At 65.9% G+C, this 26,665-nt stretch carries 21 protein-coding genes; 16 read left to right on the forward strand and 5 right to left on the reverse strand.

What is annotated here, in order from left to right:
* Positions 1 to 120: 120 nt before the first annotated feature.
* The 4 genes from P0Y31_RS00605 to P0Y31_RS00620 are packed head-to-tail and all read right to left on the reverse strand — an operon-like array spanning position 121 to position 7,029.
* Positions 121 to 3,168, reverse strand: a complete 3,048-nt coding sequence (locus tag P0Y31_RS00605) for a type I restriction endonuclease subunit R (protein WP_275866151.1) — start codon at positions 3,166 to 3,168, stop codon at positions 121 to 123.
* Positions 3,165 to 4,394: a restriction endonuclease subunit S gene (locus P0Y31_RS00610; protein ID WP_275866152.1), complete on the reverse strand. Its 1,230-nt coding sequence runs from the start codon at positions 4,392 to 4,394 to the stop codon at positions 3,165 to 3,167. The genes P0Y31_RS00605 and P0Y31_RS00610 overlap by 4 nt, the downstream gene beginning before the upstream one ends.
* The gene (locus P0Y31_RS00615) at positions 4,391 to 5,467 is read right to left on the reverse strand and encodes an endonuclease NucS domain-containing protein (protein WP_275866153.1); all 1,077 of its coding nucleotides are present in this window, start codon (positions 5,465 to 5,467) and stop codon (positions 4,391 to 4,393) included. Before P0Y31_RS00615 ends, P0Y31_RS00610 begins: the two co-directional genes overlap by 4 nt.
* Positions 5,467 to 7,029, reverse strand: a complete 1,563-nt coding sequence (locus P0Y31_RS00620; RefSeq protein ID WP_275867048.1) for a type I restriction-modification system subunit M — start codon at positions 7,027 to 7,029, stop codon at positions 5,467 to 5,469. The genes P0Y31_RS00615 and P0Y31_RS00620 overlap by 1 nt, the downstream gene beginning before the upstream one ends.
* 478 nt (positions 7,030 to 7,507) lie before the next feature.
* On the opposite strand from P0Y31_RS00620, the gene P0Y31_RS00625 reads away from it, so the two are divergent.
* The 6 genes from P0Y31_RS00625 (at position 7,508) to P0Y31_RS00650 (ending at position 15,121) form a co-directional block, all read left to right on the forward strand.
* Positions 7,508 to 7,762 (forward strand): hypothetical protein, encoded by a 255-nt coding sequence (locus P0Y31_RS00625; protein ID WP_275805319.1) that lies wholly within the window; start codon positions 7,508 to 7,510, stop codon positions 7,760 to 7,762.
* 5 nt (positions 7,763 to 7,767) lie between these two features.
* Positions 7,768 to 8,187, forward strand: coding sequence for a hypothetical protein (locus P0Y31_RS00630; protein ID WP_275866154.1), 420 nt, complete (start codon positions 7,768 to 7,770; stop codon positions 8,185 to 8,187).
* Positions 8,184 to 10,742, forward strand: a complete 2,559-nt coding sequence (locus P0Y31_RS00635; RefSeq protein ID WP_275866155.1) for an ATP-binding protein — start codon at positions 8,184 to 8,186, stop codon at positions 10,740 to 10,742. Before P0Y31_RS00630 ends, P0Y31_RS00635 begins: the two co-directional genes overlap by 4 nt.
* 1 nt (position 10,743) lies before the next feature.
* Positions 10,744 to 12,750 (forward strand): hypothetical protein, encoded by a 2,007-nt coding sequence (locus P0Y31_RS00640; protein WP_275866156.1) that lies wholly within the window; start codon positions 10,744 to 10,746, stop codon positions 12,748 to 12,750.
* Positions 12,751 to 13,359: 609 nt separating this feature from the next.
* On the forward strand, positions 13,360 to 14,481 hold the full coding sequence (locus P0Y31_RS00645; RefSeq protein WP_275866157.1) for a C40 family peptidase: 1,122 nt from the start codon (positions 13,360 to 13,362) through the stop codon (positions 14,479 to 14,481).
* Positions 14,482 to 14,665: 184 nt separating this feature from the next.
* Entirely contained in the window at positions 14,666 to 15,121 is a 456-nt protein-coding gene (locus tag P0Y31_RS00650) for a hypothetical protein (protein ID WP_275866158.1), read from the forward strand.
* 41 nt (positions 15,122 to 15,162) lie between these two features.
* On the opposite strand, the gene P0Y31_RS00655 is transcribed toward P0Y31_RS00650, so the two are convergent.
* Entirely contained in the window at positions 15,163 to 15,288 is a 126-nt protein-coding gene (locus tag P0Y31_RS00655) for a hypothetical protein (protein ID WP_275866159.1), read from the reverse strand.
* Positions 15,289 to 15,615: 327 nt separating this feature from the next.
* Here P0Y31_RS00655 and P0Y31_RS00660 point away from each other — a divergent pair, with 327 nt between their 5' ends.
* The 10 genes from P0Y31_RS00660 (at position 15,616) to P0Y31_RS00705 (ending at position 26,655) form a co-directional block, all read left to right on the forward strand.
* Positions 15,616 to 16,446, forward strand: a complete 831-nt coding sequence (locus P0Y31_RS00660; protein WP_275866160.1) for a helix-turn-helix transcriptional regulator — start codon at positions 15,616 to 15,618, stop codon at positions 16,444 to 16,446.
* 20 nt (positions 16,447 to 16,466) lie between these two features.
* Positions 16,467 to 16,685: a DUF397 domain-containing protein gene (locus P0Y31_RS00665; RefSeq protein ID WP_275866161.1), complete on the forward strand. Its 219-nt coding sequence runs from the start codon at positions 16,467 to 16,469 to the stop codon at positions 16,683 to 16,685.
* Positions 16,682 to 17,917, forward strand: a complete 1,236-nt coding sequence (locus P0Y31_RS00670) for an MFS transporter (protein ID WP_275866162.1) — start codon at positions 16,682 to 16,684, stop codon at positions 17,915 to 17,917. Before P0Y31_RS00665 ends, P0Y31_RS00670 begins: the two co-directional genes overlap by 4 nt.
* A 1,355-nt stretch (positions 17,918 to 19,272) precedes the next feature.
* Positions 19,273 to 22,263: a LuxR family transcriptional regulator gene (locus tag P0Y31_RS00675; RefSeq protein ID WP_275866163.1), complete on the forward strand. Its 2,991-nt coding sequence runs from the start codon at positions 19,273 to 19,275 to the stop codon at positions 22,261 to 22,263.
* Positions 22,264 to 22,355: 92 nt separating this feature from the next.
* Positions 22,356 to 22,784, forward strand: a complete 429-nt coding sequence (locus P0Y31_RS00680; RefSeq protein WP_275866164.1) for a plasmid replication, integration and excision activator — start codon at positions 22,356 to 22,358, stop codon at positions 22,782 to 22,784.
* A gap of 2 nt (positions 22,785 to 22,786) precedes the next feature.
* The gene (locus tag P0Y31_RS00685) at positions 22,787 to 23,035 is read left to right on the forward strand and encodes a hypothetical protein (RefSeq protein ID WP_275805332.1); all 249 of its coding nucleotides are present in this window, start codon (positions 22,787 to 22,789) and stop codon (positions 23,033 to 23,035) included.
* A gap of 1 nt (position 23,036) precedes the next feature.
* Positions 23,037 to 23,288 carry a hypothetical protein gene (locus P0Y31_RS00690; RefSeq protein ID WP_275805333.1) on the forward strand — a complete coding sequence of 84 codons (252 nt, stop codon included), beginning with the start codon at positions 23,037 to 23,039 and terminating at the stop codon, positions 23,286 to 23,288.
* A 27-nt stretch (positions 23,289 to 23,315) separates the two neighbouring features.
* Entirely contained in the window at positions 23,316 to 24,740 is a 1,425-nt protein-coding gene (locus P0Y31_RS00695; protein ID WP_275866165.1) for an FtsK/SpoIIIE domain-containing protein, read from the forward strand.
* Positions 24,741 to 24,784: 44 nt separating this feature from the next.
* Positions 24,785 to 25,120: a WhiB family transcriptional regulator gene (locus P0Y31_RS00700; RefSeq protein WP_275866166.1), complete on the forward strand. Its 336-nt coding sequence runs from the start codon at positions 24,785 to 24,787 to the stop codon at positions 25,118 to 25,120.
* The gene (locus P0Y31_RS00705) at positions 25,117 to 26,655 is read left to right on the forward strand and encodes a replication initiator (protein ID WP_275866167.1); all 1,539 of its coding nucleotides are present in this window, start codon (positions 25,117 to 25,119) and stop codon (positions 26,653 to 26,655) included. Before P0Y31_RS00700 ends, P0Y31_RS00705 begins: the two co-directional genes overlap by 4 nt.
* Positions 26,656 to 26,665: the final 10 nt, after the last annotated feature.

The raw sequence follows: 26,665 nt of genomic DNA on the forward strand, positions 1-26,665 counted from the left end.
CATCGTGGGGGTCCTGGCAAGGACGTCGCTGGATGCACTTAGCCCAGGGTCGGGGGACTCTGCCTTCCTCCATCCTGTGAGTGCAATCCGGTTCATCCTGGCTGGGCGATCCGCCCTTGCTCACACCAAGCCGAAGTAGCGTTCGAAGAAGTCGGCGAGTTTGTCGAGCACCCGCTGCTTCTTGGTGCCGTGATCACCGTCTGGCGAGAACCGCGAGGCGGGGGGCAGAATTCTAGTGATCGCAGTACCAGCAGTCGGCACCGCGCCGTCGCGGAATGCGTTGCCGACGAACGCCTTGGTCTCGGCCGCCTTGAGTGCCTCGTCGGCGATTAGCGCGTCGAGTTCCGCGTCGCGCTTGGCGGTGACGAAGATCTTCCAGTCCTCGCTGGTGTCGTCGGTAACCGAGACCGAGTCGACGAACTGGAGAATCAGGTCTTTCTTGTTGCGCAGGCTCGGGCTGGAGTCGACGGCGCGCTGGATCGTCATGAGAGTGTCCATCTCCCGGTCGGAGTTGCCTATCGACTCACGGAACGCTTGGACGAGAGTGAGGATGTAGTCAACGTTGACCTCGACCTGCTTGATGAGCTCGATCTCGAAGACGACGTCTTCGTTGATCGACTCCTTCTCGCCATCCTTGGTTCCGCGCCAGTCTGCATAGAGATTGAGATAGACGCTCTGGAAGTCCTGGAAATCGCGAGGACTGATCAGTTCGTGGCCGGCGAACTCGTCGAACGAAGTTAGGATGTTGCGCAGCCGCAGGATCGCACCGAAGAGAGCGATGAACGCCTTCTGATTGGCCTCGCCGGCGTATGGCGCGTCCTCCAGCGGGAACCGCTGGAGTAGTTCTGCGATCTGCTTCTCGTACTCGCCAAAGTAATCGGCGTACGGCTTGAGTATGACGACGCCTCGCGCGTCCTTGTTGCCGAACAGCGCGAGGGCGTCGTTGGTGGCCTTCTCCAGGTCTCGGAAGGAGACGATCGTTCCGTAGGTCTTGACCGAGTTGAGGATGCGGTTGGTCCGTGAATACGCCTGGATGAGGCCGTGCGAGCGCAGGTTCTTGTCGACCCAGAGGGTGTTCAGCGTGGTCGCGTCGAAGCCGGTCAGGAACATGTTGACGACGATGACGAGATCGAGCTCGCGGTTCTTCAGCCGCAGCGACAGGTCCTTGTAGTAGTTCTGGAACTTGTCGGCCGAGGTGTCGAAGGACGTGCAGAAGGTGCCGTTGTAGTCCTTGATCGCCGACTCCAGAAAGTCGCGCGAACTGGCGTCCAGGGCGCTGGTCTCGAAGTCCTCTTCGCCGAGGATGCCGTCGCCCTCTTCCTCGTTGGCGGCGAAGCTGTAGATGAGCCCGACCTTGAGGCGCTGTCCGGCGGGCAGCAACGCCTGCTGCTTTCGGAACTCCTCGTAGTAGAGCTTCGCTGCCCTGATCGAGGCGGTGGCGAAGATCGAGTTGAAGCCGGCGACCCGCCTCTCCCCCAAGGTGTACGTCGAGTTCCGCCGGGTCTTCTGGTCGAAGTGGGCGCGGATGTAGGACACGACCTGGCTGAGACGTTCAGGTGCGAGGAGCGCCTTCTCGGTGTCGATCGCGGCGACCTGCTTGTCGGTTAGTCCGTCCGGCACCTTGATCGTGTTGACGTAGTCGATCCTGAAGGGCAGGACGTTCTTGTCGTTGATCGCGTCAACGATCGTGTAGGTGTGCAGCCGGTCCCCGAAGGCCTGGTCCGTCGTGCGCAGGTTGACGTTGCCGCACGTGCCCGCGTTGTCGGCGAAGATTGGCGTGCCGGTGAAGCCGAACAGGTGGTAGTTCTTGAAGGCCTTAGTAATGGCGGTGTGCATGTCGCCGAACTGGCTGCGGTGGCACTCGTCGAAGATCAGCACGATGTGCCCGCCATAGATCTCGTGGCCCTTGTTGGCCTCGATGAACCGAGCGAGCTTCTGGATCGTAGTGACGACGATCCGCGCTGATGGCTTCTCGAGCTGTCGCTTGAGTTCGGCGGTGTTCTTCGAGCCGTTGACCGAGTCTTTCTCGAAGCGGTTGTACTCGCGCATAGTCTGGTAGTCGAGGTCCTTGCGGTCGACCACGAACATGACCTTGTCGACGTGCGGCAGCTTGGCGGCTAGTTGAGCCGCCTTGAAACTGGTTAGCGTCTTGCCGGAGCCGGTGGTGTGCCAGACGTACCCGCCGGCGGCGAGGGTGCCGGTCTTCTTGTAGTTGGTGGAGGTCTCGATCCGCTGGAGGATCTTCTCCGCCGCCACGATCTGGTAGGGCCGCATCACCAGGAGCTTGCGGTCCACGTCGAACACGCAGTACTTCGTCAACAGGTTGAGCAGCGTGTGCTTGGCGAAGAAGGTGGAAGTGAACCCGGTCAGTCCGGTGATCGGCTTGTTCGACGCGTCGGCCCACCACGAGGTGAAGTCGAACGAGTTCGACGTACGACGCTTCGCCGGCTTGGCGCCGCTGAGTTCTGCATGCGCGGCCGAGGCCGTGGTGTTCGAGTAGTACTTCGTGAGCGTGCCGTTGCTGATCACGAACAGCTGGACGTAGTTGAACAGGCCGGAGTCGGCCCAGAAGCTGTCGCGCTGGTAGCGGTGAATCTGGTTGAACGCCTCGCGGATGTCGACGCCACGGCGCTTGAGCTCGACGTGGACCATCGGCAGTCCATTGACGAGGATCGTGACGTCGTAGCGGTTCTTGTGGGCGCCTTCGACCTCGTACTGGTTGATGACCTGCAGACGGTTGTTGTGGATGTTGTGCTTGTCGATCAGGTAGACGTTCTTGCTCGTGCCGTCGTCGCGCTTGAGGGCCTGGACGTGGTCCTCCTGGATCCGGGCGGTCTTCTCGACGTTGCCCTCGTTCGCCCCGGCGATGACCTCGAAGAACCGCCTCCACTCCGCGTCGGTGAACTCGACTTTGTTCAGCGCTTCGAGCTGCTTGCGCAGGTTTGCGACGAGCGCAGCGTTGTTGGTGATCGTAAGCCGTTCGTAGGCCTGGCCTTCGAGCTGCTTGATGAGCGCGGCCTCCAGCTCGGCCTCGGACTGGTACGACGACTCAGCGGCCGATCCGGCTGCGGCCGAAACGTGCTCCGCGACGACGGTGCTGTCGTCGCTGACGGAAATGGTCTCGAAGTGCGTCGCCGTCCCCGGCTCGCCCAACTCCTCGAAGCTCACGCAGCCAACTCCTCGAACGTCAGGAGTTTGTCTCGGTAGTACTCGTACTGCGCCTGGCGGGCCTTGATTTCTGCTGGCAGCCCGTACGACAGGTCGTTCACCAGTGCATCGAACTTGTCGAGGACCGCCACGATCCGTTCTTGCTCCGCGGCCGGGGGCACAGGGATCAACAGGCTGGACAGGCTCTCTGCCGAGATCCGCTTCACCTTGGCCCGGGCCACGTGCTTCGCCTTCTGATCATTGAAGCCCGAGGTCTGCAGGTAGTAGGAAACGAATTTCGGATTCAGATTGTGTCGGTAGATAAAGCAGTCGTCGTGCACTGCAACTTCTCCCTCGCCGAGCCAGGCGACCGCCTTACAGATGTCCTCGACGGTCTCGCTAACCCCTGTCAGGACGACATCGCCACGGCGGGCGAAGCGGAGACCTGGTCCGAGATCTGCGCGTACATGCGAAATGACCTCGTGCGCGAACGTCCCGTAGTGCGTGTAGATCTCTCCGAAGTTGATGCAGGCGAGGCCACGGTCGACGACGTCCTTCTTCGTAAATCGGCGGCCGCGGATGAACTCGCCCACATGCCCCATCGGAAGCCACTCAACGGATCCGCTAGACCCGAATGCCACAAGGTCATTGCGATAAAATGCATACTGGCGGGAGCGTAATTCAAGCTCGGCTTCAAGCTCGGCTTTGAGGCTCTCCATTTTGTCAAGAATTGCGGCGATCTCGCGCTGAATCGCCAGCGGCGGAACGGGGATCTTCACCCGCGCAATATCCGAGATCTTGATGTCTTTGACCTTGGTGCCGGAGACGAATTTCCGCTTCTGCAGCTCGAACTGCTCGGTCTGAAAGTAGTAGGCCGCATACATGGGGTCGAGCGTGTGCTTGAAGACGCATGAGTGGCCGCCGATGGCGATCGGCACCTCACCCAGCCAAGCGACGGCAGTGCAGACGTCCTCGATGTTCTCACTGGTCGTGGTAATGACGAGGTCGCCGGTTTCGGCCTTCTTCAGTCGAGCGGCCAGCTCAGGTCCGATGAACGACTTCGTGACAGTCGCTGACGTCCCGTAGAAGGTATAGATCTGCCCGTAGTGGATACAAGGGAAGCCCGTGTCGACGAAGTCCTTCTTCTGAAGCCCACTGCCTCGCACGAGCGTGCCGACCTCGCCGAGGGCCTTGAAGGGGACACCCGCCGGGCAGTGCTCGGCGATCAGGTCGTCGATCCTGCTCACGCTTCAACTCCGAATTCAGCGGTGACCTGGTCGATCGTGAACTGCTGGTACATCCGGAAGGCACTGTTTTGGTTGGCGCGCATTCCTTTGACCCAAAAGGCCTGCGACTGGGGACGGGTCACCACCCACTGCACTGGCACCACCCACTCCGCGATGTCGTCAGAGTCGTCATCCGGGTAGCTGTAGTTCCCCACCAACTCCTGTTGCGACAACGACAACTCGACTCCGTCGATCTCGACGGTGGCCTCGTCAAATCGTTGAGCGCCGCCGATGACCTCGCCCACTCCGACGTAGCCAGACCCGGGGATGTTGACGAAGACCCGCGCGCCCACAGGCAGGTTGCGCAACGTCTGGGAGTACCACCGCCCTCCGCCGGCAGAGACGAAGCCGTACGTCCTGGCATCCTCCCAGTTGCGTGTGTTGCTGGCGGTGCCGAACGTGACGCCCCAATCGTGTCCGTTCCACGGCTCACGCGACTTGCGCTTCTTGCCTGCGGAGGCGGCCTGCACGTCGTGCTCAACAAGCCAGGTCCGGGCTAGGTAGGAGTGCTCGCCGTCATCGAAGTGTCGGAAGAAGACTGCGTTGATCGGCACGCCGTACGTCTCGCTGAGGAACCGCACAATCCGTTCGGTCGCGGGATCGAGCGCCGTCGCCACAATCGTGAAGACCTGTTCGGCGTTGAGATCTTCCGGAGGAGCCTCGCCGAAAAGATCGGCAAACTCTTGATCGAAGTCCACCGATGGATTGCCCTTCGCGAAGATCTCCATGATCTCCTCGTGGCTGAGCGCCGCTACCCATGACCCGTAGTCGAGCACCTGTGCGGCCACGTCGCGCGGGGTCTTATCCCGCTTGAGCTCGATGACGTGCACCGCGCCCGTCGAGTCCATCGCCAAGAGATCCAGCGGACCGCCCGTGGTCTGCACCTGACGACCGAGTATCAGCAACGGTTGGCCCAGGATCGTTGGGTCGGACTCGATGTAGTCCTCAAGCTGCTTCTCCAAGCCCACCACACTCGACACGACCGGCGTCAGCTTCGTGCCGTTCACACGCCAGATGCCCATTTCCACGGCCATCAGTGGTCTCCCTCCAGGTCGGCAACGATGGCGTCGATCTGGGTGCGCAACTCCGCCTGCCGGGCGACGATGCGCGCGATCTCGGCGTTGAGCTCGGTGATGTCGACGGCGACGCGGGTGTCCTCGGCCTCGACGTAGGAGCTGACGGCGATGTTGTAGTTATTGGCCGCGATGTCGGCGTTGTCGACAAGGGTCGCGAAGTGCGCCACGTCCTCGCGGGCGGCGAACACGTCGAGGATCCTCTGCTGGTGCTCAGCCGTGAGTTTGTTCTTGTTGCCCTGGCGGACGAACTCGGCGGACGCGTCGATGAACAGCGTCTCGTTGTCGGACTTGGACTTCTTCAGCACGATGATGCAGGTCGCGATCGTCGTGCCGAAGAACAGATCCGGCGGGAGCTGGATGACGGTGTCGACGAAGTTGTTGTCGACGAGGTACTGGCGGATCTTCTGCTCCGCCCCGCTGCGGTAGAGCACGCCAGGAAACTCGACGATCGCCGCCGTGCCGTTCACGGCCAACCACGACAGCATGTGCATCGTGAAGGCGAGGTCGGCCTTGCTCTTCGGCGCCAGGACGCCGGCCGGGGCGTACCGCGGATCGTTGATCAGCAGCGGGTTCGCATCGCCCTCCCACTTGGTGGAGTAGGGCGGGTTGGAGACGATCGCCTCGAAAGGCTCGTCGTCCCAGTGGGCCGGGTCGATCAGCGTGTCGCCGTGGGCGATGTCGAAGTGCTCGAAGTTCACGTCGTGCAGGAACATGTTGATCCGGCACAGGTTGTAGGTGGTCAGGTTGATCTCCTGACCGAAGAACCCCTGCCGCACTCCGCCGGGAAGCACCTTGGCGAACTTGAGCAGCAACGACCCCGAGCCGCAGGCGGGGTCGTAGACCTTGTTCACCTCCGTCTTGCCGACCACGGTGATCCGAGCCAGGAGCTCGGAGACCTCCTGGGGCGTGTAGTACTCGCCCCCGGACTTGCCGGCACTGGAGGCGTACATACCCATGAGGTACTCGTAGGCGTCGCCGAAGGCATCGATGGTGTTCTCGGTGAAGCCCCCGTTGCCGAAATTCAGGTCGCCGACGGCGTCGAGCAGCTTGACGAGCTTCTCGTTGCGCTTGGCGACGGTCGGTCCGAGCTTGGAGCTGTTGACGTCGAGGTCGTCGAAGAGGCCCTTGATGTCGTCCTCGGACTCGGCGCCGATCGCAGAGGCCTCGATGTTGGTGAAGGCCCGAGACAGCGTCTCGTTGAGGTTCGCGTCGTGGCGCGCCTTGGCCCGGACGTTGGCGAACAGGTCCTGGGGAAGGATGTAGAAGCCCTTCTCCTTCACCGTCTCCTCGCGGCCGAACTCCGCTTCGGCGTTCGACAGGTGGCGGTAGTCGAAGTCAGAGTTGCCGGCGCTGCGCTCCGCCTCGTTGAGGTAGGCGGTCAGGTTCTCGGAGATGAACCGGTAGAAGAGCATGCCGAGCACGTAGCTCTTGAAGTCCCACCCATCGACGCTGCCGCGCAGATCGTTGGCGATCCGCCAGATGGTCTTGTGCAGTTCTGCTCGCTGGGCTTCCTTGATCATCTGGCTCACGGGCTGCAGTCTCTCAGGTACCCGACAGAAGTGTGCGAATCGGGACAGTCAGGCTGTCGGCCTTGAGACCTCCCTGCCGATCGAGGTCTCCGTGACACAGGCTCCCGCCGTGACGGAGCCGTGGAGGCGAGAGGGACCATTGGGGGGGCCGCCAGCAAATGGGTGACGCCCGACCCCTGAAGGACACCAGGGTCGACTGCAGACGCACGAAGCGGCGCCTCACGCGGCCGTCTGCACGATGCCAGACTCGCGCCGGCTGTCCGGGCCCTTAGCCTCCGAGGGTGTCGCCAAGCTGATGCATTCGGACGAGGACCTCAGGGTCCCGTCCAGGTTCAGTGTGCGAACGGAAGGTCAACAAACGGTAAGAAATCAACTCAAAATAGGACAAAGAGTGGACTAAGGGCTATTGGCCCCGAGTAAATGGCTGATGCGTGGGCGGCCGCCTCGCACCAACCGATTGGGGACGATCATGAACGCGCTCAACTCCACTCTCGCAGCAGCTGCCGGCACCGGAGGCCTGCAGGCCTGGATCAAGGACAACGTGATCCCGCTCCTCCTCCTGCTGATCGCCGTGATGCTCTTCGTGCTGGCACAGCGAGGTGACAACGCCAAGGCTATGAAGGTCGTCGCCGGCGTGGTCATCGCACTCGCCGTTCTCGGCATCGCGAGCAGCGGTCAAGCCGGGAGCCTCGGCGCCTGGATGGCCGGCCTCATCACGGGCTGATCGCCATGCGACTGCCGGTCGACGACGAGATCTACAACGTCAACGCGGTATGGCTGGGGCCGCCGAACAAGACCCTCCCCTTCCGGGCCAGGTACGTCGCCTACGCGGTAGGCGCCCTCGTCTTCGTGATCCTGCAGGTCATCGAGCGGCGATTGGGGATCGGTCTCGGCTTCTTCACCCTCGCCTACAGCCTGCTGGCGACCGTCGGTCTGACGCGGCTGATCCTCAGCGTTGTCGACGCCGATCGGCCGCTCAGTTCCGTGCTCGCCGGCTTCGCCCATGAAGTCGGAGCTCCCCGTGAGAGCACCAAGCCGCGGGCGAGCACCATCCGTCCGGCTCGGGTGCGTGCCGTCCCCGCGCGCCTGAGCCGGGCTCAACGGCGGGCCCTTAAGCAGGCTCACCCGATCGAGGGGACGACAGCATGAGCAAGTCTGGTCTCGCACTGCGCCGGATCAGCGGCCATTGCACCGTCACGGCAGACAAGATCTACGCCTGGTACCTGCTGGACCCCCAGGGCTGGTCTTTCAGGCCTGACAACGTCCGTGAGCAGCTCATCATCGACGGCGCCGACACCTACGCCCAGCTCGTCAAGCGCAGCCTCCACATCCGCGTCACCACTCGGCCCTACCCGGTCAGCCGGTGGGCGGCCGACCACGACGCCAACGCGCCGGCTCCGCTGCCCGGCTGGCGTGACTACCTCATGACGGACCAGCGTCACCTCTCCGGCCGCAGCATGGCCGACAAGGAGGTCTACGTCGGAGTCGAGATCCCGGCACGCAAGGGGCTCTACAAGGCCCTCGGTGGCCTTGCCGGATCCCTCTCTGACCGCGAGGTGCTCGCCCTCTCGAACCAGATCCGGGCGACCGACGAGGTCATGGCCTCCCCCGGCATGGACGGCGCTCCCGCCACCTCGCGACAGCTCGAGTGGCTCCTCCACCGATCCTGCTCCCTCGGACTGCCCGCCCCGCTCACCCTCGGGGCTGTCGACGACGGCCACTGGGAGGCCGAGGACCTGCACGAGTTCACCGATCACGTCGAGTGGTTCGCCATCCCCTACGGCCGGACCATCCGCGTCATCGGCGACAACGAGAACCACCGGGTCGAGCGCCACGTCTGCGTCCTTTCCGTCGGACGGATGACCGACCTCGAGATACCGGCCGGCATCCCGTGGATGCAGCGCACCGACCAGCTCGGCTTCCCCGTCGAGTGGTCTGGTCGAGTCGAGGTCCAGGACTCGGCGAAGGTCGGCATGGCCATGCGCCGCAACATCCAGAAGATCCGGGCGCAGAAGGACCACTACGAGGTCGAGCACCAAGAGCCCGCACCCGGCGCTCTGGACCGTCAGGCCGAGAAGGCCCTCACCGTCGAGGACGAGATCTCGATGGGACTCTCGGGCCTGTCGACCCGAACATCTGGTTGGTACCGGCTGGCCGTTTCCGGCGAGAGCGAGGAGGAGGCCCTTGAGCGGGCATCGCTGGTCCGCAAGCTCTATGCCCCGCAGATCACCATCGCCCGCCCGGCCGACCAGTACTCGGTCGCCCGGGAGTTCATCCCCGGGGAGAAGCTGGGCTCCACGGCATACAAGCGTCGTATGCCGGTCACGACCCTGGCTGCCGCCGTTCCCGCCGCGACCGCGAAGGTCGGTGACCGCGTCGGCATCCACCTCGGGGAGACGTCCGGCACCTCCGCCCGGGTCGTCACCTGGGAACCCTGGGAGATGACGGAGCGCGGCGAGGAGTCCGGTCTCGCGGTGCTCTGTGCGGGCCTTGGGGGCGGCAAGTCCACTGCGGGCGGCAACATCATCTACCGCACGGTGATGCAGGGCGTGCCCTGGACCGTCCTCGACCCGTCCGGTCGTCTGACCGCCCTGTGCCGGCTTCCCGAGTTGGCTGATCGCGCTCAGGCGATCGACCTTCTCGACGCTGCCCCCGGTGCACTGTGCACCTACCGCGTCATCGCCGAACCTCGCCGTGAGCACTACGAGACCGACCTCGACTGGCGGGCCGCGCAGGACCAAGCCGCCGACACCCGGCGCCTGCTGACGAGCAGCGTCCTGCGCTGCATGCTCCCCCGGCAGCTCCAGGACCACGTCCTGACCGAGGTTGCGTTGATGAGGGCCGTCGGATCCGTGCCCGCGAAGTACACCGCCTCGACCATGGACGTGGTCGACGCCCTCGGCAGGCTCGAAGGCGACCCCGAGCTGCGCCGCCACGCTGGCTACCTCGCCGACTTCCTCCGCGAAGCAGCCAAGACCAGTCACGGCCGGCTCATCTTCCCCTCCGGCTACCAGCACGACTACGACCGGCAGGACCCGCTCCTGAGGGTCTACAGCCTCCGCGGGCTGGCCCTTCCCGACGAGTCGACCGCCTACTCCGAGGACCTCGACGAGCGCCTGAGCATGTGCGTGCTCTACCTCGCCGCGTGGCTGACCCAGCGCGGCATGTACTTCGGCGACGTCAACGCCCGCAAGGGCATCTTCATTGACGAGGCCTGGGCACTCTCCACGTTCAGCACCGGGCGCCGATTCATAGACCGTGCGGCCCGCGACAGCCGAAAGCACAACACGCGGGTGCTCATGGCCAGCCAGAACCCGGCAGACCTGCTCAAGCTCGACCTGGCCAACCTCATCTCCGCAGCCTTCATCGGCCGGCTCACCGGCGAGGATGCTCAGCGCGACGCCCTGCGGTTCCTCCCAGGCATCCGAGACGGCATGGGCTACGAGTCGATCTTCGGAACCCTCTCCCGCCCGACACGGGAAGGTCGCCGAGGTGCTCGCGAGTTCATCTTCAGCGACGGAACCGGCGGGATCGAGCGAATCCGGATGGACATGAGCGCCCACCCGCAGCTGCTCGAGGCACTCAAGACCACGGCTGACCCCGACAAGGCCCGCAACCGCATCGCACGGGGACTGCACGACGAGCAGAGGCCTCCGCACGAGGGCTCGTCGACCGACGCGACCGAGCGCCGAGAGAGCGCCTGAGATGTCTGGCCACCCGCTGCGCCGCGTCCTCACCGTCGCCCTCTCGGGTCTCGGCCTGGCCCTCGTCCTCGCGGCGCCAGCGTCCGCCTCACCGCAGGTTCCCGGCATCCCCGACTGCAAGGACGCCCCGGTGGCCCAGATGCCGGGTGTTGGGCTCCCCGGCTTCCTCGACGAGGGGCCGAAGGAACCCCCTGCCCCGCTGGATCCGTTCGTGGCGAAGCCACAGACCAGTGTCTACGAGCAGTACGGATACGCCGGCCTGAGCTGGCACACCTACGACCTCGGATGCGGTGGCAGTGTCCGCGACACGGACGCGACACTCGACACCACGGTGGGTAACGCCTTCCTCTCTGGGGCCGTGTGGACGACCTCCGCGGCCAACGGCCTGCACAACAAGGTCAGTCGGCCAGCGGAGTACATGGCCCCGCTCGACGACGTCGTCGCCACGGTCACCCACCGCCTCAACGACTCGATCTGGAACCCGTGGGGCGGGGCCGCCCTGCTCGGCGTGGCAGCGCTCCTGCTCTTCTACTCCACCTCCGGACGGCTGTCAGCGGTCACCTCCGCCGCCGCCTGGGCCATGCTCGTGCTCGCCGTCGTCGCCGGTATCGGGCAGTACCCCACCCGGGTCGCCTCCTTCTTCGACGAGTCCGTGACATCAACGATCGCGACCGTCAACGCCAGCAGCGCCGGGCTGTCGAGTCTTCCCGAGACCGCCGACCCGGCTCGCGCACAGGGCGCCCTGCTGGTCGACCGCATCGCCTACGACGCGTGGGTGCGCGGCGAGTTCGGATCCGGTGATACGGCGGCCGCTCGCAAGTGGGCCCCCGAGCTGTTCAAGGCCAGTGCCTTCACCTGGGCCGAGGCCGAGCAGACACGCCAGGACCCCGAGGCCGGCAAGCGCATCGCCGAACGCAAGGCCGAGAACTGGACGAAGACGACCGCCGAGATCCAAGAGCAGGACCCGGTCGCCTACTCCTACGTGCAGGGCAAGGCAGGCGGCCGCGCTGGCACGGGACTCATGGCCTTCCTTGGCGCACTGTTCACCGCCACCTTCCGCCTCGTCGCCGACATTTTCGTCTTCGCCGGCTTGGTGATGCTGAGGCTGCTAGTGATGTTCTTCCCTGCGGCAGCGGTCATCGGCGTGATGGCCCCGATGTCGGGCATCGTCCGGCAGATCGCGAACATGGGTGGAGCGTCGGTCATCAACGTGGTGGCGTTCTCGGTCGGCTCAACGATCCACACCACCGCCGTCTCGGCCATCCTGTCCCGGGCAACCGACACCGGCATGGGCTTCCTCGCCCTGGTGCTCTGCCTGGTGGTCACGCTGGCCGCCTTCGTCCTGCTCCTGCCCCTCCTGAGCTTCACCCAGATCCTCGGTCAGTCCAGCCACGGCCAACGACTCCTCAAACGCGGCGGCAAGCGGCTCGTCGACTACGTGGTCACCCGCAAGGCAAACACCGACGCTCACCGCGTCACCCAGCAGCACCAGCCGCCGCGGGCCGAGCCAGGTGAAACCGCCACCCAGGACTGGACTCCTCGCGAGGTACGGCGGGTCAACCTCCCAGCCGAGTCCTTCGGCAGGCCGACCCCCGTGTTCACGCCCATCCCCGAGGAGGAGCGCGTGCTCGCGGGTACGGTCGTCGCTCGCGCCGAACTCGAGCCTGCCCGAACCCCGGTTGCCGCCGCAGCCGGACATCGCGACGCGCCAATGCCCTCGGGCTCCGTCCCTCAGCCCGACCCCGCCTTGGACCTTGCCGGCACCACGACAACCGAGCGCACGGCATACGCCGCCGGCGATCGGTCTGGCACCCGCTTGCCCGTCATCGAAGGCTTGGTCGTCGACAGCGCACCCACCTCGGTGCGCCGCCTGGAGAACCTCGCTCCGATCCACGACTCCCACCACGAGGTCCGGCCTGACGGCATCGGTCCGCGGATCTACGACCCGGAGACCAAGCGCACCGTGCTCAGCGTTCAGCGAGCTGCGGAGGAGGACAGCCAGCGATGAGCGGCGAACTGGGCCGGGCCCTGCGGTGGCCGCTGTGGTCGTGGCGGAACCTCAGCATCACAGCCGTGCTCATGCTCACGCTGCTTGCTGTGGTCGGTCGAGCCACGGACGGCCAGGCGTCGACCCGTCCGGCCGCGGCACCACCCGCCCCGCCCACGAGTGCCTCGAGCCAACAGACGATGTCGGCTTCGCCATCGCCGACGCCCGCGACGACGACAGCCTCCACGTCGGCTCCGACCGCTTCCGGTCCTGTCACGAAGCAGTCCGCCACCGCGGTGGCCTCTGCCTTCGTTCGCGCGTGGTCCAGCGACGGCGCGAGCAGGGATGCCTGGTACGCCGCCATGGAGCGATGGGCGAGCCCCGAGCTGCTTCGGTCCCTCGCGTCGACCGACCCGGCGCAGGTGCCGGCTGACCGAGTGACGGGAGATGCGCGACTCGTCTCCTCGGCCAAGACCTCCGCAACCGTGCTGGTTCCCACGGACGGCGGCGACGTGCTGGTCACGCTGTCAGCTTCTGGTGGTGGTTGGAAGGCGCGAGACATCGCCCCCGCCGACGCGCCCCCAGCGGCCGAGACCCCGTCGCTGACCAGAACCACGCCAGGGGCCTGACGTGCCGGCCCCACTGCTCGCGATCGCAGGGCACAGCCTCCGCAGACTGCTGCTGCGCCGGCTGGCGAAGGTCGCTCTCGTCGCCCTTCCCGTGGTGGTCGTCGGCGGCGGGGCGGTCGCACTGCTCGCGGTGCTGGTCCTTGGCGGCTCCGAAGGCGATCAAGACGGAGGCTACGCAGGGAGCCAGTGCTCCACCGTCACCGCCGCCACTGCCGTGACGGTGGCTGACCTGACTCCCGAGCAGGTGTCGAACGCCCAGACCATCGTGGCGGTCGGGCGCCAGCTCAAGGTCCCCGCCTACGGCTGGGTCATCGCCGTCGCCACCGCGATGCAGGAGTCCACCCTGCGGAACATCGACTACGGCCACCTCGACAGCCTCGGGCTCTTTCAGCAGCGGGATGCTTGGGGCAGTCGGGATGAACGCTTGGACCCGGCGGTGGCGGCTCGACTCTTCTACGCCGGTGGTCGCGGCGGCCAGCCAGGGCTGCTGGACGTCAAGGACTTCCAGTCGATGCCTCTCACCGCCGCAGCGCAGGAGGTCCAGGCCAGCGCGTTCCCAGGCGCTTACGCGAGGTGGGAGCCGCTGGCCCGGGAAGTGGTTGCGGACCCCACCGTCCTCTCGGCGACCTGCTACGACTCAGTCGCTTACACGGGTGATGGAACCCCCGGCGCGAGGGCAGTAGCCGGCGCCCTTCGCTGGCTCGGCACTCCCTACAGCTGGGGAGGCGGCGGACCTTCCGGACCGAGCCTCGGCTTCGGGCCCGGCGCCATGACGGTCGGCTTCGACTGCTCCTCGCTGGCTCAGTTCGCCTGGAAGCAGGCCGGCGTCAATCTCCCCCGAGTGACCGACGCCCAAGCCGCCTCGCTCCCCCGCGTCCCACCCAGCTCACCGCTGCAGGCGGGAGATCTCCTCTTCTTTGCCACGCCTGGCGCAGAGGGTGGCAGCTACGGCCACATGGGCATCTACGACGGCCAAGGAAACATGGTCCACGCCCCGCGAACCGGCAAGACGGTCGAGGTGGTGCACGACGTCATGTCAGTCCCCTACTTCCGCGACCGGCTCGCGGTTATCGCTCGCCCCACTCCCCCTCAGTCTGATGAGGCGGTGGCAGCCAGTGGCTGAGTTGGCTGGTGCCGCTACCCCGTCCCTGCACGCCGCTCCGCCGGCCCTCCTGATTCGGCGGGCCTCGGAGGCCGACGTTGGCCTGGTGGGACGACGTGGCCGATTCCTGCTCAGCAGCCACGACCCCTCCGGTGACTGGCTCGCGTACGGGTGGAGAGATGGTCTACGGATTGTCTCCGACGTCGTGGAACCTGTGCAGGACCTCGACGAGCCGGCGGTCTGGGTGCAGGAGGAGCGCGACTTCTACGGGAAGATGACATCCATCAATCGGTATGCCGTGGGCCTCTCGCGCGTGTGGGTCGAGCAGTACGTCTCCTGCGAGTCACCGACACTGGACGTGCGCTCACAAGAGGCCTGGCTGGGGGAGCTCAACCGCGATCCCAACGAGCCAACTCTGCGTCGCCTCCACGCCGCCCAGGGCTTCCCCGACCCCGTCGGGCGGCGCATCGTGCTGATGGACGGGACCGACGCCGAGACCGATCTGAGGGCGGTCTCACCCGTCAGGATGACCGACGACGGTGAGCTCGCCATAGCCGTCATGGCCGAGCGCGACTGGTATCGGTGGGGCGATCGGAGCTACGGACGAGAACCGCATCCCAGCCTCCGGTGGGTGCCTGCGGCACAGGTGTGGGTCGAATGAGCTCGACCCGTCACAAGTTCCGAAGGGTCAGCACACGGAGGTCAGGGCTTGCTCGCCCTTGGCGTCGGTGTCGGCGTCGGCGAGACGAGTGCAGCCGACAGCCACTGCTGGACCAGCGTGACCCCGTCGCCCTCTTGGACGGCATACGCCACCAAGGCCTCCCACATGCCTTCACCGAGAGATCGCCACTCGAGGAGGAGGCCGGGGTGCGGGCCGGGTGCGCCGTCGGGACCGCGGACCCAGCAATGCCGTTGCGCCGGCTGCTGGGCACGGGATTCTCGCTGAGGGGTCCGAACGTCGCCGGGTGCCGGGCTGACCGGGCGGTCACGGAGCGGCGTCCCCCGCCGATAGCCCATGCCGCCTGCCATGGGGCCAGCATCCCACGCCCTCGAACACTTGTACGAACCCCGCGGAATCTCGAGCCGGCCAAAGCGCGACTGGACCCGGGCGCCGTCTGTATGCTCGCTCTATGCATTACTGCATTGAGCCCTCACATGCCTGAGGCGACCCAGATTCGCGTCGGCGAGCAACTGCGGCGCATCCGGGAGTCCGCAGGCCTCTCGGGGTCAGCTGTAGCCCGTGAGCTCGGCTGGTCGCAGTCCAAGGTGTCCCGGGTCGAGACCGGCCGGTTCGGTGCGTCCTTGGAAGAGGTTGCGCAGCTCCTGGACTACTACGGCGTGCCGGAGGAGGCCCGCGCCGAGATCCTGGCGTCGGTCGCGCGGCACGAGGGCATGGAGGGTGCCTGGGTAGTGCGGGCTGGCGGCAGTCCTCGACGCCAGGCGGAGGTCGCCACGGTTGAGTCCCGCGTCGTCGGCCTGTCGCAGTACCAGGCGCTCTGGTTCCCCGGCCTTCTTCAGTCCGCTGACTACGCGGCGGCGATCGCAAAGTCAGGGGGCTTCGGCCCGCAAGGCGCGTTCGTCGAGCGACGCCAACAGCGGCAGGAGACGCTGCGAGCCCGCACAGACGTCAGCTACCGGGTCGTCCTCGAGGAGCAAGCACTCACTCTTTCCCCTGGCGCCGGGTCGGTGATGGCGACGCAGCTCGACCACGTCCTCGAGGAAATGGACCAGGGCTTCGTAGACCTTCGGATCCGGCCCCAGGACGCCACGAACGCCGTGTTCGCCTCCAGTTCGTTCGTGATCTACGACTTTGCCACTGGCCCACCTGTCGTCCTGGCGGAGGCGCAGACCGCGGACCTGTACCTGTCAGCGGAGGGTGACGTCGCGGCATACCGGGAGCTCTTCACCCGGCTCCAGAAGAACGCACTCGGTCGCAAGGAGTCACGCGCGGCGGTCGAGTCGGCGCGGCGTCGAGTGGCGTCGTGAATCCAACCGAGGGGAATCGCATGGATGAGAAGTGGCTGACCGCACGGTGGCGCAAGAGCATCATCAGCGACACGGGCGGGTGTGTGGAGGTGGCTTACGCGGATGGCGCCGTCGGAGTCCGGGACACCAAAGCGCAGGGCTCCGGGCCGATCCTTGAGTTCAACGAGCGGGAGTGGCGGGCCTTCATTGCGGGCGCCCAGAACGGCGAGTTCGACTACGACCTCCTGCGGTCTGAATGACTGAGCAGATGGCGGCGCAGGAGTCGACCGAGGCCCCCACGTCGCGGGGTCTTGGTCGGCTGCTTGCCTCCACAGGGGTCTCCATCGCCGGGCAGGGCATGGTCATCGCTGCCGTGCCACTCATGGCGGCATCCCTAACCCGCAACCCGGTCGGTGTGTCGATCACTGTGGCCGCCACGTATGCCGCATGGCTGATCGCTGGCCTGCCGGCAGGGGCCCTTGTGGACCGATGGTCGCGGCGGTCGACCATGGTCTTCGCCGACATCGTGCGCGCGGTACTGCTCGGTGGCTTCGCCTGGGCAATTGCGGCTGAGCTGGGCTCGGTATGGCTGCTGACCTTGGTCGTGTTCCTCGTAGGTGTTGCCGGGTGCTTCTTCGACCCTGCTGCACAGGCAGCCATTCCGGCGGTGGTCGGCCGCGACGTCAAGACCTTGGCCTCGGCCAACAGCCGACTCTGGAGTCTTGACCTCCTAGGCAGGTCGTTGCTCGGCCCACCCCTGGGAGCCGCCCTCTTCGCGGTTGCGGCTGCGCTGCCATTCGGCCTGAACTCTGGGACTTTTCTCATTTCGGCCGCACTGCTTGCAGGCCTGAGCCTTGGACGGCCTGTGTCCGAATCGGTGAAGCAGGCCAGTATTTCCGCATCGGTCGCAGAGGGACTGCGCTTCCTGTTTCGGCATCGCGAGCTGCGGGCGTTGACCATTGGCATGGCCACCTTCAACTTCGTCTACAACCTCGCCTACGCGACCCTCGTGCTCTTTGCCCAGGACCGGCTTGGCCTCGATGACCGTGCATTCGGCCTGCTCCTGGCGATGCTTGCGGTGGGTGGCCTTGCAGCGGCCGGTATCAGCAGCAAGCTTGGGGGGCGAGCCAGTCCGCTGCATATCTACGCTGCTTGCTTGGCCGCCCAAGCTTTGGCGTGGGGCTTCATAGTCCTGGTCCAACGTCCAGTAGTAGCCGCAGCCGCCTTGGTTCTTGTCGGTATGGCGAGCATGACCGCGACGGTGATCGGAGCTGCCGCTCGCCAGTCGCTTACTCCGGACGACAAACTGGGAAGAGTCAGCGCCGGCACCCGGGTAGTCGGACTTGGCTCTGGCGCTGTTGGCGCCCTGATGGGCGGATGGGCAGCACAGGTCTTAGGCCTAGGTGCCCCGTTCTTGGGTGCGGCCGTTGCTGCAACCGCCGCCGCGCTTTGGTTCGCTCTTCACGGTGAGAGCACAGCCTCCAGCAGTTGACTCGCTCCAACCTCGCCGAAGCCCCGCACCCCCAGGCCTTGCCAGGCCGCAACTGCGCGCGGTCCACCACAGGGCTCGCAGTACGGCCCTGCGCCTCCGCCCGCAGCTGCGCACCCGGGGGCGAGCGGCATCGCCTGCACCCTGCGTGACCGCGGCTCGTCTTCTGTCGCCAAGTCCCTCAGTCTCAGCAGATTCGGCCGACGAGGAGCGCAACCCCTGGCCGCCGACTCGAGGACAGCACGTGCAGGCATCCAACGGAGGGTCAAGATCTAAGTAGCTGAGTGAACTATCTGAGGGATAGCACCCGATGTGGCCTTAGCCATGCCGGCGCGACGGTGATCCCATCAACACCCGCACCTCGGCGAAGGACCACGACCATGACCACCACCGCAAAGCACCCGCGCCGGTTTCTGGCGCTCACGGTCAGCACGCTCCTCCTCATCGGGACCAACGCCATCTCGGCCACGGCGCGTCCCGATGCTGGCGACAGCAACACTTCGGCGGCTCCTACAGCCGCCGAGCACCGATGCTCGCTTACCCGCGTCGGTGTCCAGTACGTGAAGTGCGACAACCTCACCGGGAACGGGGTGCCAGCACCGGCTTGGTTGAGGAGCAGGTAGCCGACTCACCGACGGCGCTCAGATCCCGCCCTGTCAGGTGATGTCAGCGTCCCTGCGGCGCGCTCTGACTTGATCCGTGTTGCGTGGGACCGACACCGAACACCGGTCTCAAGATCTCCTACCCATCGATCGCGGCGAAAGTCGCCGCCACTGTGCACACCTAGCTCGCCGTCCCGTGCAGCGCGTGCACCACCTCCCGGCCCAAAGGAGGACAAAATGAAGAGGCAACTGACCTCACTCGCCATCGTGGCGGGCGTGGCAGTGCTCGCCGCTACCGGCTGCGAGACACGCTCCCTTCCCACCCCTCTCGTGGGGAGCACCCCGACCCCCACCTTCACAACCCTTCGCGGAGGCGACGGCTTGCCCCCGCGGCTCGAGGTATCGGCATCCGATTGCACCCTTCGGGGGCGCGCACGGGTTGGGCCGCGTCGCTCCCAAGTCTTGATGGGACCCGATTGCCCGCCCTGGACCGCACACCCCAAGCAGGTATGCCCCCAGAAGAACAGGTAGCGCTCACGCACGGGTGGCCACCGTGCTACGGAGTCACACAGGGGCGGTGCGCAGCCGAAACAGTGAGGCGGCTGACAGCCGCCTCGTTCCGGTCAGCGCGCGGGGCGTAGCCGATATGCAGCCACTGATCGCTTCCACCCCGATGTCAGGGCACCCAACAGCTTTGACACAAGGTCACGTCATTCGTTCGACGTATCGGATGCGTGTTGCGTGGAGAATGAGGTTATGGGCGTCGAGCCCCGGCTCATAGGACGGCTGCTGGAACGGACGCAACTGGCGTCGGGGCTGGAGTCTGCGGTGCAGGCCGAGCCTATGGCCACCCTCGTCTGCGGGGAGCCCGGGATAGGCAAGACCGCACTGACCCGCGAGCTTGTAACCTTGGCGCGCGCCCGGGACTTTCACGTCCTATCGGGCCAATGCCTGCGCTTCGGCGCGGATGTCACAGGCTTCTTGCCGCTCAGCCAAGCCCTTGCGTCGTGGCTGGCAAGGACAAACTCATCGGCGCGCGGTGCCCATTTTGCGGACGCCAGAGCGGTCGGCGATCTGGTCCCGGCGCTGTCCGGCTCCACGGCGGCCGACTCAGGAAGCGTCATCCTGCAGTTTGGATCGGTCATTTGGGCGCTTTGTCAGGATCGCCCGACCCTGCTGGTGATCGAGGACCTTCATTGGGCCGACCCTAGTTCACTCAACGTGCTCTCGTATCTCATCGCCGGGCTTACCGAGGGGCAGCGACTACACGTTCATGTCACGTACCGTGACACCGAACTCGGCGAGGGCCACCGTCTGCACGGGTGGTTGGCAGACGTCTCCCACATGCCTTCAGTCCGCCGGTTGCCGTTATCACGCCTGGATCTCTGGCAAACAGAACAGTTGGTGCTTCAGCACGCGGGATCGTATTCGGCGGCGCTGGCCGAACGCATCTACGAGCGCTCGGGCGGCAACCCATATCTGATCGAGCTCCTCGTGGCCCAGAGTGGCGCGGGAGAGGACGTGGCCGTCGGGCGGGGCAATGACCTGCGCGAAGCACTCCTCGCAACGTGGCATCGGCTCAGCCCCGCGGCTCGAACGGTGACCCAGGTTCTCGCGGTAAGCGGCCGACCAGTGTCGTACTCGCTGTTGTCCGGCCTGGTCGAGATGACCGGTGTGGGAGCAACGCAGTTCAAACCTGCTTTGGCTAACGCGACCGCGCAAGGGATCACGCTGGACACTGAGTCGGGAGATGTCTGGTTTCGCCACCCCCTCCTCGCCGAGGTGGTAGGCGGGACACTGAGTGCCCCTGAGAGAGCGAGCCTAGAACTGACGTGGATCACGGCTTGGGAGAGCGCAGTAGGCGTGAGCGAGCGAGACCGGGCCAACCACCTCGCCTTGCACTACGCCGCCGTGCAGGACGCGGATCGCTGCTTCGCATGGTCGTTGCGGGCAGCGGACGAGGCCGCCCAGATCAACGCCCCTGGCGAGGAGTATCGCCATCTGTCGACTGCCGTCGGCCTCCTGCCTGCTCTCTCGGCGGAAGCGTCGGACCAGGTAGATGCGGTCAGCCTGTTCACCCGCGCAGCTTCGGCGGCCGAACTGGCCGGCGAATACCGTGAGGCCCAGCGTCAATACCAGCATGCTCTGGATCGAATTGACCGCCATCGTGAGCCACTGGCCGCTGCCCGCATACTGCTTCCCCTGGCCTTTCTCCAGGACAACCTCGAGGCCAGCAGCCGCCTCTCGGCAAGCTTGCTGCCTCAGGCCCTCCAGCTCACCGCGGCCTTTCCGCTCTCTGAGGAGCGCGCAATATGCCTGTCGCATTTGGCCTTGGACGAAGCATGGGAGGGTGTAGGCGCGGCGGCGGCCCATGCGGAGGAGGCTGTCCGACTGGCAGAACACCTCGGAGCCCCTAAGGCACTCGCTTGGGCCCTCGCCGTACGCTCACAAACGCGTTGGTACACCGAGGAGGGTATAGCCGACGCGGCGCGGGCCGTCGCCATGGCCGAGGAGCTCGGAGACACCGAGCTCGTGTCACGTTCCTCCGTCTTCCTCAGCAACAACTACGAGGACACCGGACAGTGGGCTGCGGCTGCAGAGGTCACTCGCAAGGCCTACCTCCTTGTCCGGAATAAAGGCCAACACACGCACGCCGCAAATGTTGGGTGTATCGCCGCCGACTGGTTCCTAGAGCTGGGCCGATGGGACGAGGCACGCGCGATGATTCGCGAAATCCTCTCCTTCCAGCAGTCCAACCGATGGGCGGGCTTCAGTCGCTGCGTTGCCGCTCGGCTGGCCGGGCTGGAGGGCAATCTTGACGCCGCAGCCATGCACCTGCAACGGGCCCGGGAACTGATCCCTCGCCTTACCGCCGTTGGAGACCTGCGGCTTGTGTCGGAGGTCCACTTCGCCATCGCCTCGGGGGATCCGAGCCTGGCACTGGACCTCGTCGAGCAGCACATCGGCGATGCCGTACGGGTGCAACCGGGTGCCGCCGACGAGTATCTCCATTACGCCGCCCGCGCTGCAGGGGACCTCGCAGAGTCAGGTAATTCGGCATTGACACACGAAGCGCGCACGAGGCTCAGAAGAATCGAGAAACTGCGCGGCGACAGGCCGCCGCTCTTCCTGAACCGAGGACCGCTCGACCTGGTGCACCCAGCGCTGGCTTCCCTCTATGCCGCCGACCGGTCTCGATGCGTAGGCGACCTAGGCGAGCAGACGAGGCTTTGGCATGCCGCTGTTGCGGCGACCGAGCGGGCAGGTCTGCGCTACGAGCACGCGCGAGCCTTGTACTTCCTGGGCCATGCACTTCTCACTCAACGGCAAGGGCGGCCTGCCGCGGTGGACGCCCTCAGCCAGAGCCGCGCTCAGGCGATTGACTTGGGCGCCCGGCCCCTGGCCCGGCTTGTCGAGGACCTCGCCACGCAAGCGCACTTGCGACTTGGCGGACCGGTTCCCGACACCAACACAGGCAGTACACAGCCACTCGCCCACCTGAGCCTCACCCGTAGGGAGCGCGAGATCCTGCGCCACGTCGTCGCTGGGGAGACCTACGCGCAGATCGCCGCAGCCTTGTTTATCAGCCCGAAGACCGTGAGTGTGCACGTATCGAACCTGCTGCGCAAGAGCGGCACTTCGAGCCGGATCGAGCTGGCATCGCTCGCGCGTCAGCCTGCGAAGGAGCCCGCTGTCGTCGGGCACGCGGACGACCAACACGGTATCCCGGAGACGCATAGGCCGTAGGTTTCGTTTCCTTGACTCAGAACTATGCACTGCTGCATGATCTACCTATGCAGTAGTGCATAGTGCGCTACACGCGAACCAAAGGAGCAGCCATGGCCATCGCAAAGCGGTTCAAGATCAGCCACGACGAGGTGTTCCCCCACGGTGCCTACCTCGTCTCCGAGGTCAGCCCGGTGAACGACTTCGAGAGGTCGACCCGGGAGAACAAGGTCCAGCAGCTCGATGCCGACACCGGCCTGCCGATCTGGTCGGTCGACGTATTGGATGCCGACCCCGACGCAAGCCGGGCAGCACGGACCGTGGTCGTGAAGTTCAGCGCAAAGGTCCAGCCCGTGCCGCCCGCCAACGAGAGCGGCACGCCGTTCACGCCGGTGATCTTCCACGGCCTGACGGCTCTCCCCTACGTCGAGAAGGTCAGTGAGGACTTCTCGCGAGTGGCCTGGTCCTACAAGGCCGACGCTATGGGACCGGTCAAGAGCCAGTCGTCCGGTTCCAACCCCAACCCGGGTAAGGCGGCCTGACCGTGCGGGCGTTCGACATGGTCGCCTGGTCCGAGGCATTGGGCGTCGGCATCAAGGAGTTGCCTTGGGCTCTTGCCTCGCGAGTTCGCCACGTCGAGGAGCTCCACGCCGAGCTCACCAAGCTTCGGATCGGCATGGGCGACGTCCCGGACGAGGACATGCTCGCGTCGATCTCCTCGGCAAGCCGAGCGCTTGGAGCAGCCGGCGACCGTCTCAACGACGCGCTAGCGGAACTCCGAAGGGAGCAGTGACATGCGCGGTGGGAAGGTCATCGACTGGAGCCAGGCTCTTGGAGTCTCACCGGATGAGCTTCACGGGACCTTGAGAGCGCTTTGGCGTGAACAGGAACAGATCTACGGCCAGCAGAGCAAGCTGCGCGACCGCATCCACGCCGTGCCCGACCGGGAGATCGATGCCCACCTGCTGAAGGCGGAGCGACACATCGGTGAGGCCGCCCAGCTCTTGGGTTCTGCTGTCGCCGATGCCGCAAGGGTGGTGGGCTAGATGAGGCAGAGGACTGCACAGGACGCCATGTTTGAGAGCGATGACCTCTTACCCGTACTGGTCGAGGCCGTGGTTCGCTCAGTCTGGCTCGCCTTCGTAACGGCCTGGGCCCTGCTGCTGTTCGCCTTTCGCAACGCGGCAATGGCGGGGATCGTCGCCGGGCTGATGATCGTCGGCCTCCGTGAAGGTTGGACTACAGCCGCACTCCTCATAACCGGCGCGGCTGCCGTATTCGTGACCTGGCGGGTCCTACACCCCGCCTCCTTCACACAGGTCGCAGCACCCCGGGTCCAGCGGGTGTGGCGAGGCGCCCACTACCGGGCGCGTTGGCAACGGGTCGCGTCGCGCAACGGACTCGTCGCCTACGACGCCAATGTCGGTCGCCAGACGCACCGCCACGGTGAGGTCCCGCGTATCCGCAAGGTTGTGGTGACCCCTCAGGGAGTCGATCGCCTGAACCTCCGCCTTCCCGATGGGCTGACTCCGTCCGACGTCGCGGCTCGGTGTGCTGGCATCGCCCACGCCCTCGGCTGTCGAGAGTCCCGGGTTGTGGCTGATCGACCCGGAAGAGCCTGGCTCGAGCTGCACCGGCGAGACGCCCTCGCAGCCGTGATTCGCCCGCTGCCGCAGGCCAGTGACGTGGACCTCGAAGCTGTACCTGTCGGGCGACACGAGGACGGTACGCACTGGGAGGTGCGCCTGCTTGGCACGCATCTGTTGATCGCCGGCGCTACGGGAGCAGGGAAGGGATCGATCCTCTGGTCGCTCCTGCATGGACTCGCCCCGGACATCTCAGCGGGACGAGTACAGGTGTGGGCCATTGATCCCAAGGGCGGCATGGAGCTGCGTCCCGGGCTCCCACTCTTCAGTCGTTTCGAGGACTCAGATCCGGAGTCGATGTGTCGGATGCTCGAGGAACTGGTGGACCTCAAGGACCGACGGGCTCAGGGCCTTGCTCGCCACGGCCTGCGCAAGCACGCCGCCTCGGTCGACTCTCCACACATCCTTGCCGTCATCGACGAGCTGGCCACACTGACCGCTTTCGCGGAGCGCTCCGTGGTCAGGCGTATCGACCAGGCGCTCGGCCTCCTGCTCACTCAGGGGCGAGCCTGCGGCATCACTGTGTTGGCCGCTGTGCAGGACCCCGGGAAGGACGTCGTCGCCTGGCGTGACCTGTTCCCCACTCGCATCGCACTGCGGCTCGACAACCCGATCCAGGTCGACATGGTGCTCGGTGAGGGCGCGAGAGACCTGGGCGCCACCGCGGACCACATCAGCGAACTGACGCCGGGCGTGGCTTTCGTCCGCACCGAAGGCACTCGCGCACTGCGACGCGTGCGCTCTGCCTATCTGACGGACGAGGACATTGCGGGACTCACCAGTTCCCATCGTGGGCACCGTGCCCTGACCCTCGTCGACACCCACGACAGTCAAGGAGGCGAGGCAGCGTGAGTCGCGCACCCAAGAACGTACCTGGATTTGGCTACGGCCGACCCATGCCGTGGGTCGACATGACCGGTGGACCCAGCCTGCGAGAGCTCGAGCCCGTCAACTGGCACCCCGATGCAGCCTGCTCGGGCAGCACCAACTGGGCGTGGTTCAACGACGGCAAGGGTCTTCGTACGCAGGAGTCACTGTCGGTCTGCGGGGACTGCCCCGTACGCCGCACATGCCTCGCGTCCGCACTGGTGTTTGCCGAGGCGTTCGGCATCTGGGGTGGTTTCATCCCGCCACGACGCAAGCCCATGCTCCACGCCCTGGCACGCGGGGCACGCCTCGGCGACGTGCTCGATGCCGCGCTCCGCCCGGGTCAGCGACGAGACGTGGCGTGACCCGACAGCCGGCTCCTTCGACCGCCTCCCGGCACTTCCCGGGCTTCGGCGAGGGAGCCGGCCTGCCGTTGGAGGACCTCTCCCCCTCCCAAGAGCGAGACATCCTCAGTCGTCTGACCTCCCGAACGTTCGACGACTGGGCCATCGCTGCGGCTGGGGTGGGGTACTGCGCCAACCCGGTCCGTCTGCGGGGCCAGAGCACCACCTTCGACAAGGGTTCGGGCGAAGCGGTCGGCCAATTCAGCAGCGACGGGCTTCCCTTGGGCGTGCTGCACCTGCGCTGCGGCAACCGCCGGGAGAGCAAGTGTCCGTCCTGCTCGAGGTTGTATGCCGCGGACACCTTCCACCTGATCCGCTGCGGTGTCGTTGGCGGCAAGGGAGTTCCCGATCACGTCGTCGACAACCCCCTCGTTTTCGCGACCCTCACCGCGCCCTCGTTCGGTGCGGTGCATGGGCTTCGCGACGGCGGCCGGTGTCACCCACGGTCCGGGATGAAGAGCATCTGCCCCCACGGCCGGTCGCTCTCCTGCGTGGCCGTCCATCGCGAGAACGACTCCCTGCTGGGGCAGCCGATCTGCTGGGAGTGCTACGACTACGCCTCCCATGTGGTGTGGCAGTGGTGGGCTCCCGAGCTGTGGCGCCGCTTCACGATCACCTTGCGCCGCTTGGTCGCCCGACACCTTGGCATCCGCCCGAGCAAGCTCAACGACCACGCGACGGTCCAGTACGCCAAGGTTGCCGAGTTCCAGCTCCGCGGAGTAGTCCACTTCCACGCACTCGTGCGCCTCGATGGCCCACGCACCGAAGACGGCTTCGCACCCGCTCCCCCGTCCCTCGACGCCGCAGTGCTTGCGGACCTTGTCGGTACCGCGGCGGCCGCTGTCAGCTTCTCGCCACCTGACGTGCTGGATGAGGCGACCGCAAGAACGCTCCGCTTCGGAGCCCAGGTCGACACCCGACCCGTCCGTCAACACAGCCGCACCGACGATCCCGACCGGCGGCTCAACGCGGAACAAGTCGCCGGGTATCTGGCGAAGTACTCGACCAAGTCCGCCACCGAGTCGGCCGGCGGGAACTCAAGCAACCGGCACCTCGAGCGCCTCAGGCGGGTTGCGGACGCGATAGCTGACTGGGCCGGGGAGGACGAGCCACCGGCGTCGAGGGCGCTCGACGACGAGCCTCTTGAACATCCCTATGAGCGCATGGCCAAGTGGGTGCACATGCTCGGCTTCCGCGGTCACTTCTCGACCAAGTCGCGACGCTACTCAGTGACCCTCGGCGCTCTTCGACGTGCTCGGCGGCGCGCCAGTGTGCTGATCGCCCAGGCACGAGCGGACGGCCAGCGCATCGACCTGAAGGACCTCGAAGCCGAGCTGATGGCCGACGAGGACGAGGAAACCACGCTCGTGATCGGCCAGTGGGCCTTCGCTGGCACCGGCTGGGAGACGCCTGGGGACGCAGCCATGGCCAAGGCCGCCGCAGCTCGAGCGCGCGAGTACGCCCAGTGGAAGGCAGCACAGAAAGCGGGCAGGTAGGCCGGGAGAC

This window comes from Knoellia sp. 3-2P3 (genome assembly GCF_029223115.1).
Classification (GTDB): Bacteria; Actinomycetota; Actinomycetes; order Actinomycetales; family Dermatophilaceae; genus Pedococcus_A.

What these genes read in the sequence shown, in the direction of transcription:
- P0Y31_RS00635 (WP_275866155.1), top strand. Translation starts at nt 8,184, where the DNA reads ATGAGCAAGTCTGGTCTCGCACTGCGCCGGATCAGCGGCCATTGCACC.
- P0Y31_RS00640 (WP_275866156.1), top strand. Translation starts at nt 10,744, where the DNA reads ATGTCTGGCCACCCGCTGCGCCGCGTCCTCACCGTCGCCCTCTCGGGT.
- P0Y31_RS00615 (WP_275866153.1), bottom strand. Translation starts at nt 5,467, where the DNA reads ATGGCCGTGGAAATGGGCATCTGGCGTGTGAACGGCACGAAGCTGACG.
- P0Y31_RS00625 (WP_275805319.1), top strand. Translation starts at nt 7,508, where the DNA reads ATGAACGCGCTCAACTCCACTCTCGCAGCAGCTGCCGGCACCGGAGGC.
- P0Y31_RS00660 (WP_275866160.1), top strand. Translation starts at nt 15,616, where the DNA reads ATGCCTGAGGCGACCCAGATTCGCGTCGGCGAGCAACTGCGGCGCATC.
- P0Y31_RS00700 (WP_275866166.1), top strand. Translation starts at nt 24,785, where the DNA reads ATGCCGTGGGTCGACATGACCGGTGGACCCAGCCTGCGAGAGCTCGAG.
- P0Y31_RS00620 (WP_275867048.1), bottom strand. Translation starts at nt 7,029, where the DNA reads ATGATCAAGGAAGCCCAGCGAGCAGAACTGCACAAGACCATCTGGCGG.
- P0Y31_RS00665 (WP_275866161.1), top strand. Translation starts at nt 16,467, where the DNA reads ATGGATGAGAAGTGGCTGACCGCACGGTGGCGCAAGAGCATCATCAGC.
- P0Y31_RS00630 (WP_275866154.1), top strand. Translation starts at nt 7,768, where the DNA reads ATGCGACTGCCGGTCGACGACGAGATCTACAACGTCAACGCGGTATGG.
- P0Y31_RS00680 (WP_275866164.1), top strand. Translation starts at nt 22,356, where the DNA reads ATGGCCATCGCAAAGCGGTTCAAGATCAGCCACGACGAGGTGTTCCCC.
- P0Y31_RS00675 (WP_275866163.1), top strand. Translation starts at nt 19,273, where the DNA reads ATGGGCGTCGAGCCCCGGCTCATAGGACGGCTGCTGGAACGGACGCAA.
- P0Y31_RS00695 (WP_275866165.1), top strand. Translation starts at nt 23,316, where the DNA reads ATGTTTGAGAGCGATGACCTCTTACCCGTACTGGTCGAGGCCGTGGTT.
- P0Y31_RS00670 (WP_275866162.1), top strand. Translation starts at nt 16,682, where the DNA reads ATGACTGAGCAGATGGCGGCGCAGGAGTCGACCGAGGCCCCCACGTCG.
- P0Y31_RS00690 (WP_275805333.1), top strand. Translation starts at nt 23,037, where the DNA reads ATGCGCGGTGGGAAGGTCATCGACTGGAGCCAGGCTCTTGGAGTCTCA.
- P0Y31_RS00655 (WP_275866159.1), bottom strand. Translation starts at nt 15,288, where the DNA reads ATGTGGGAGGCCTTGGTGGCGTATGCCGTCCAAGAGGGCGACGGGGTC.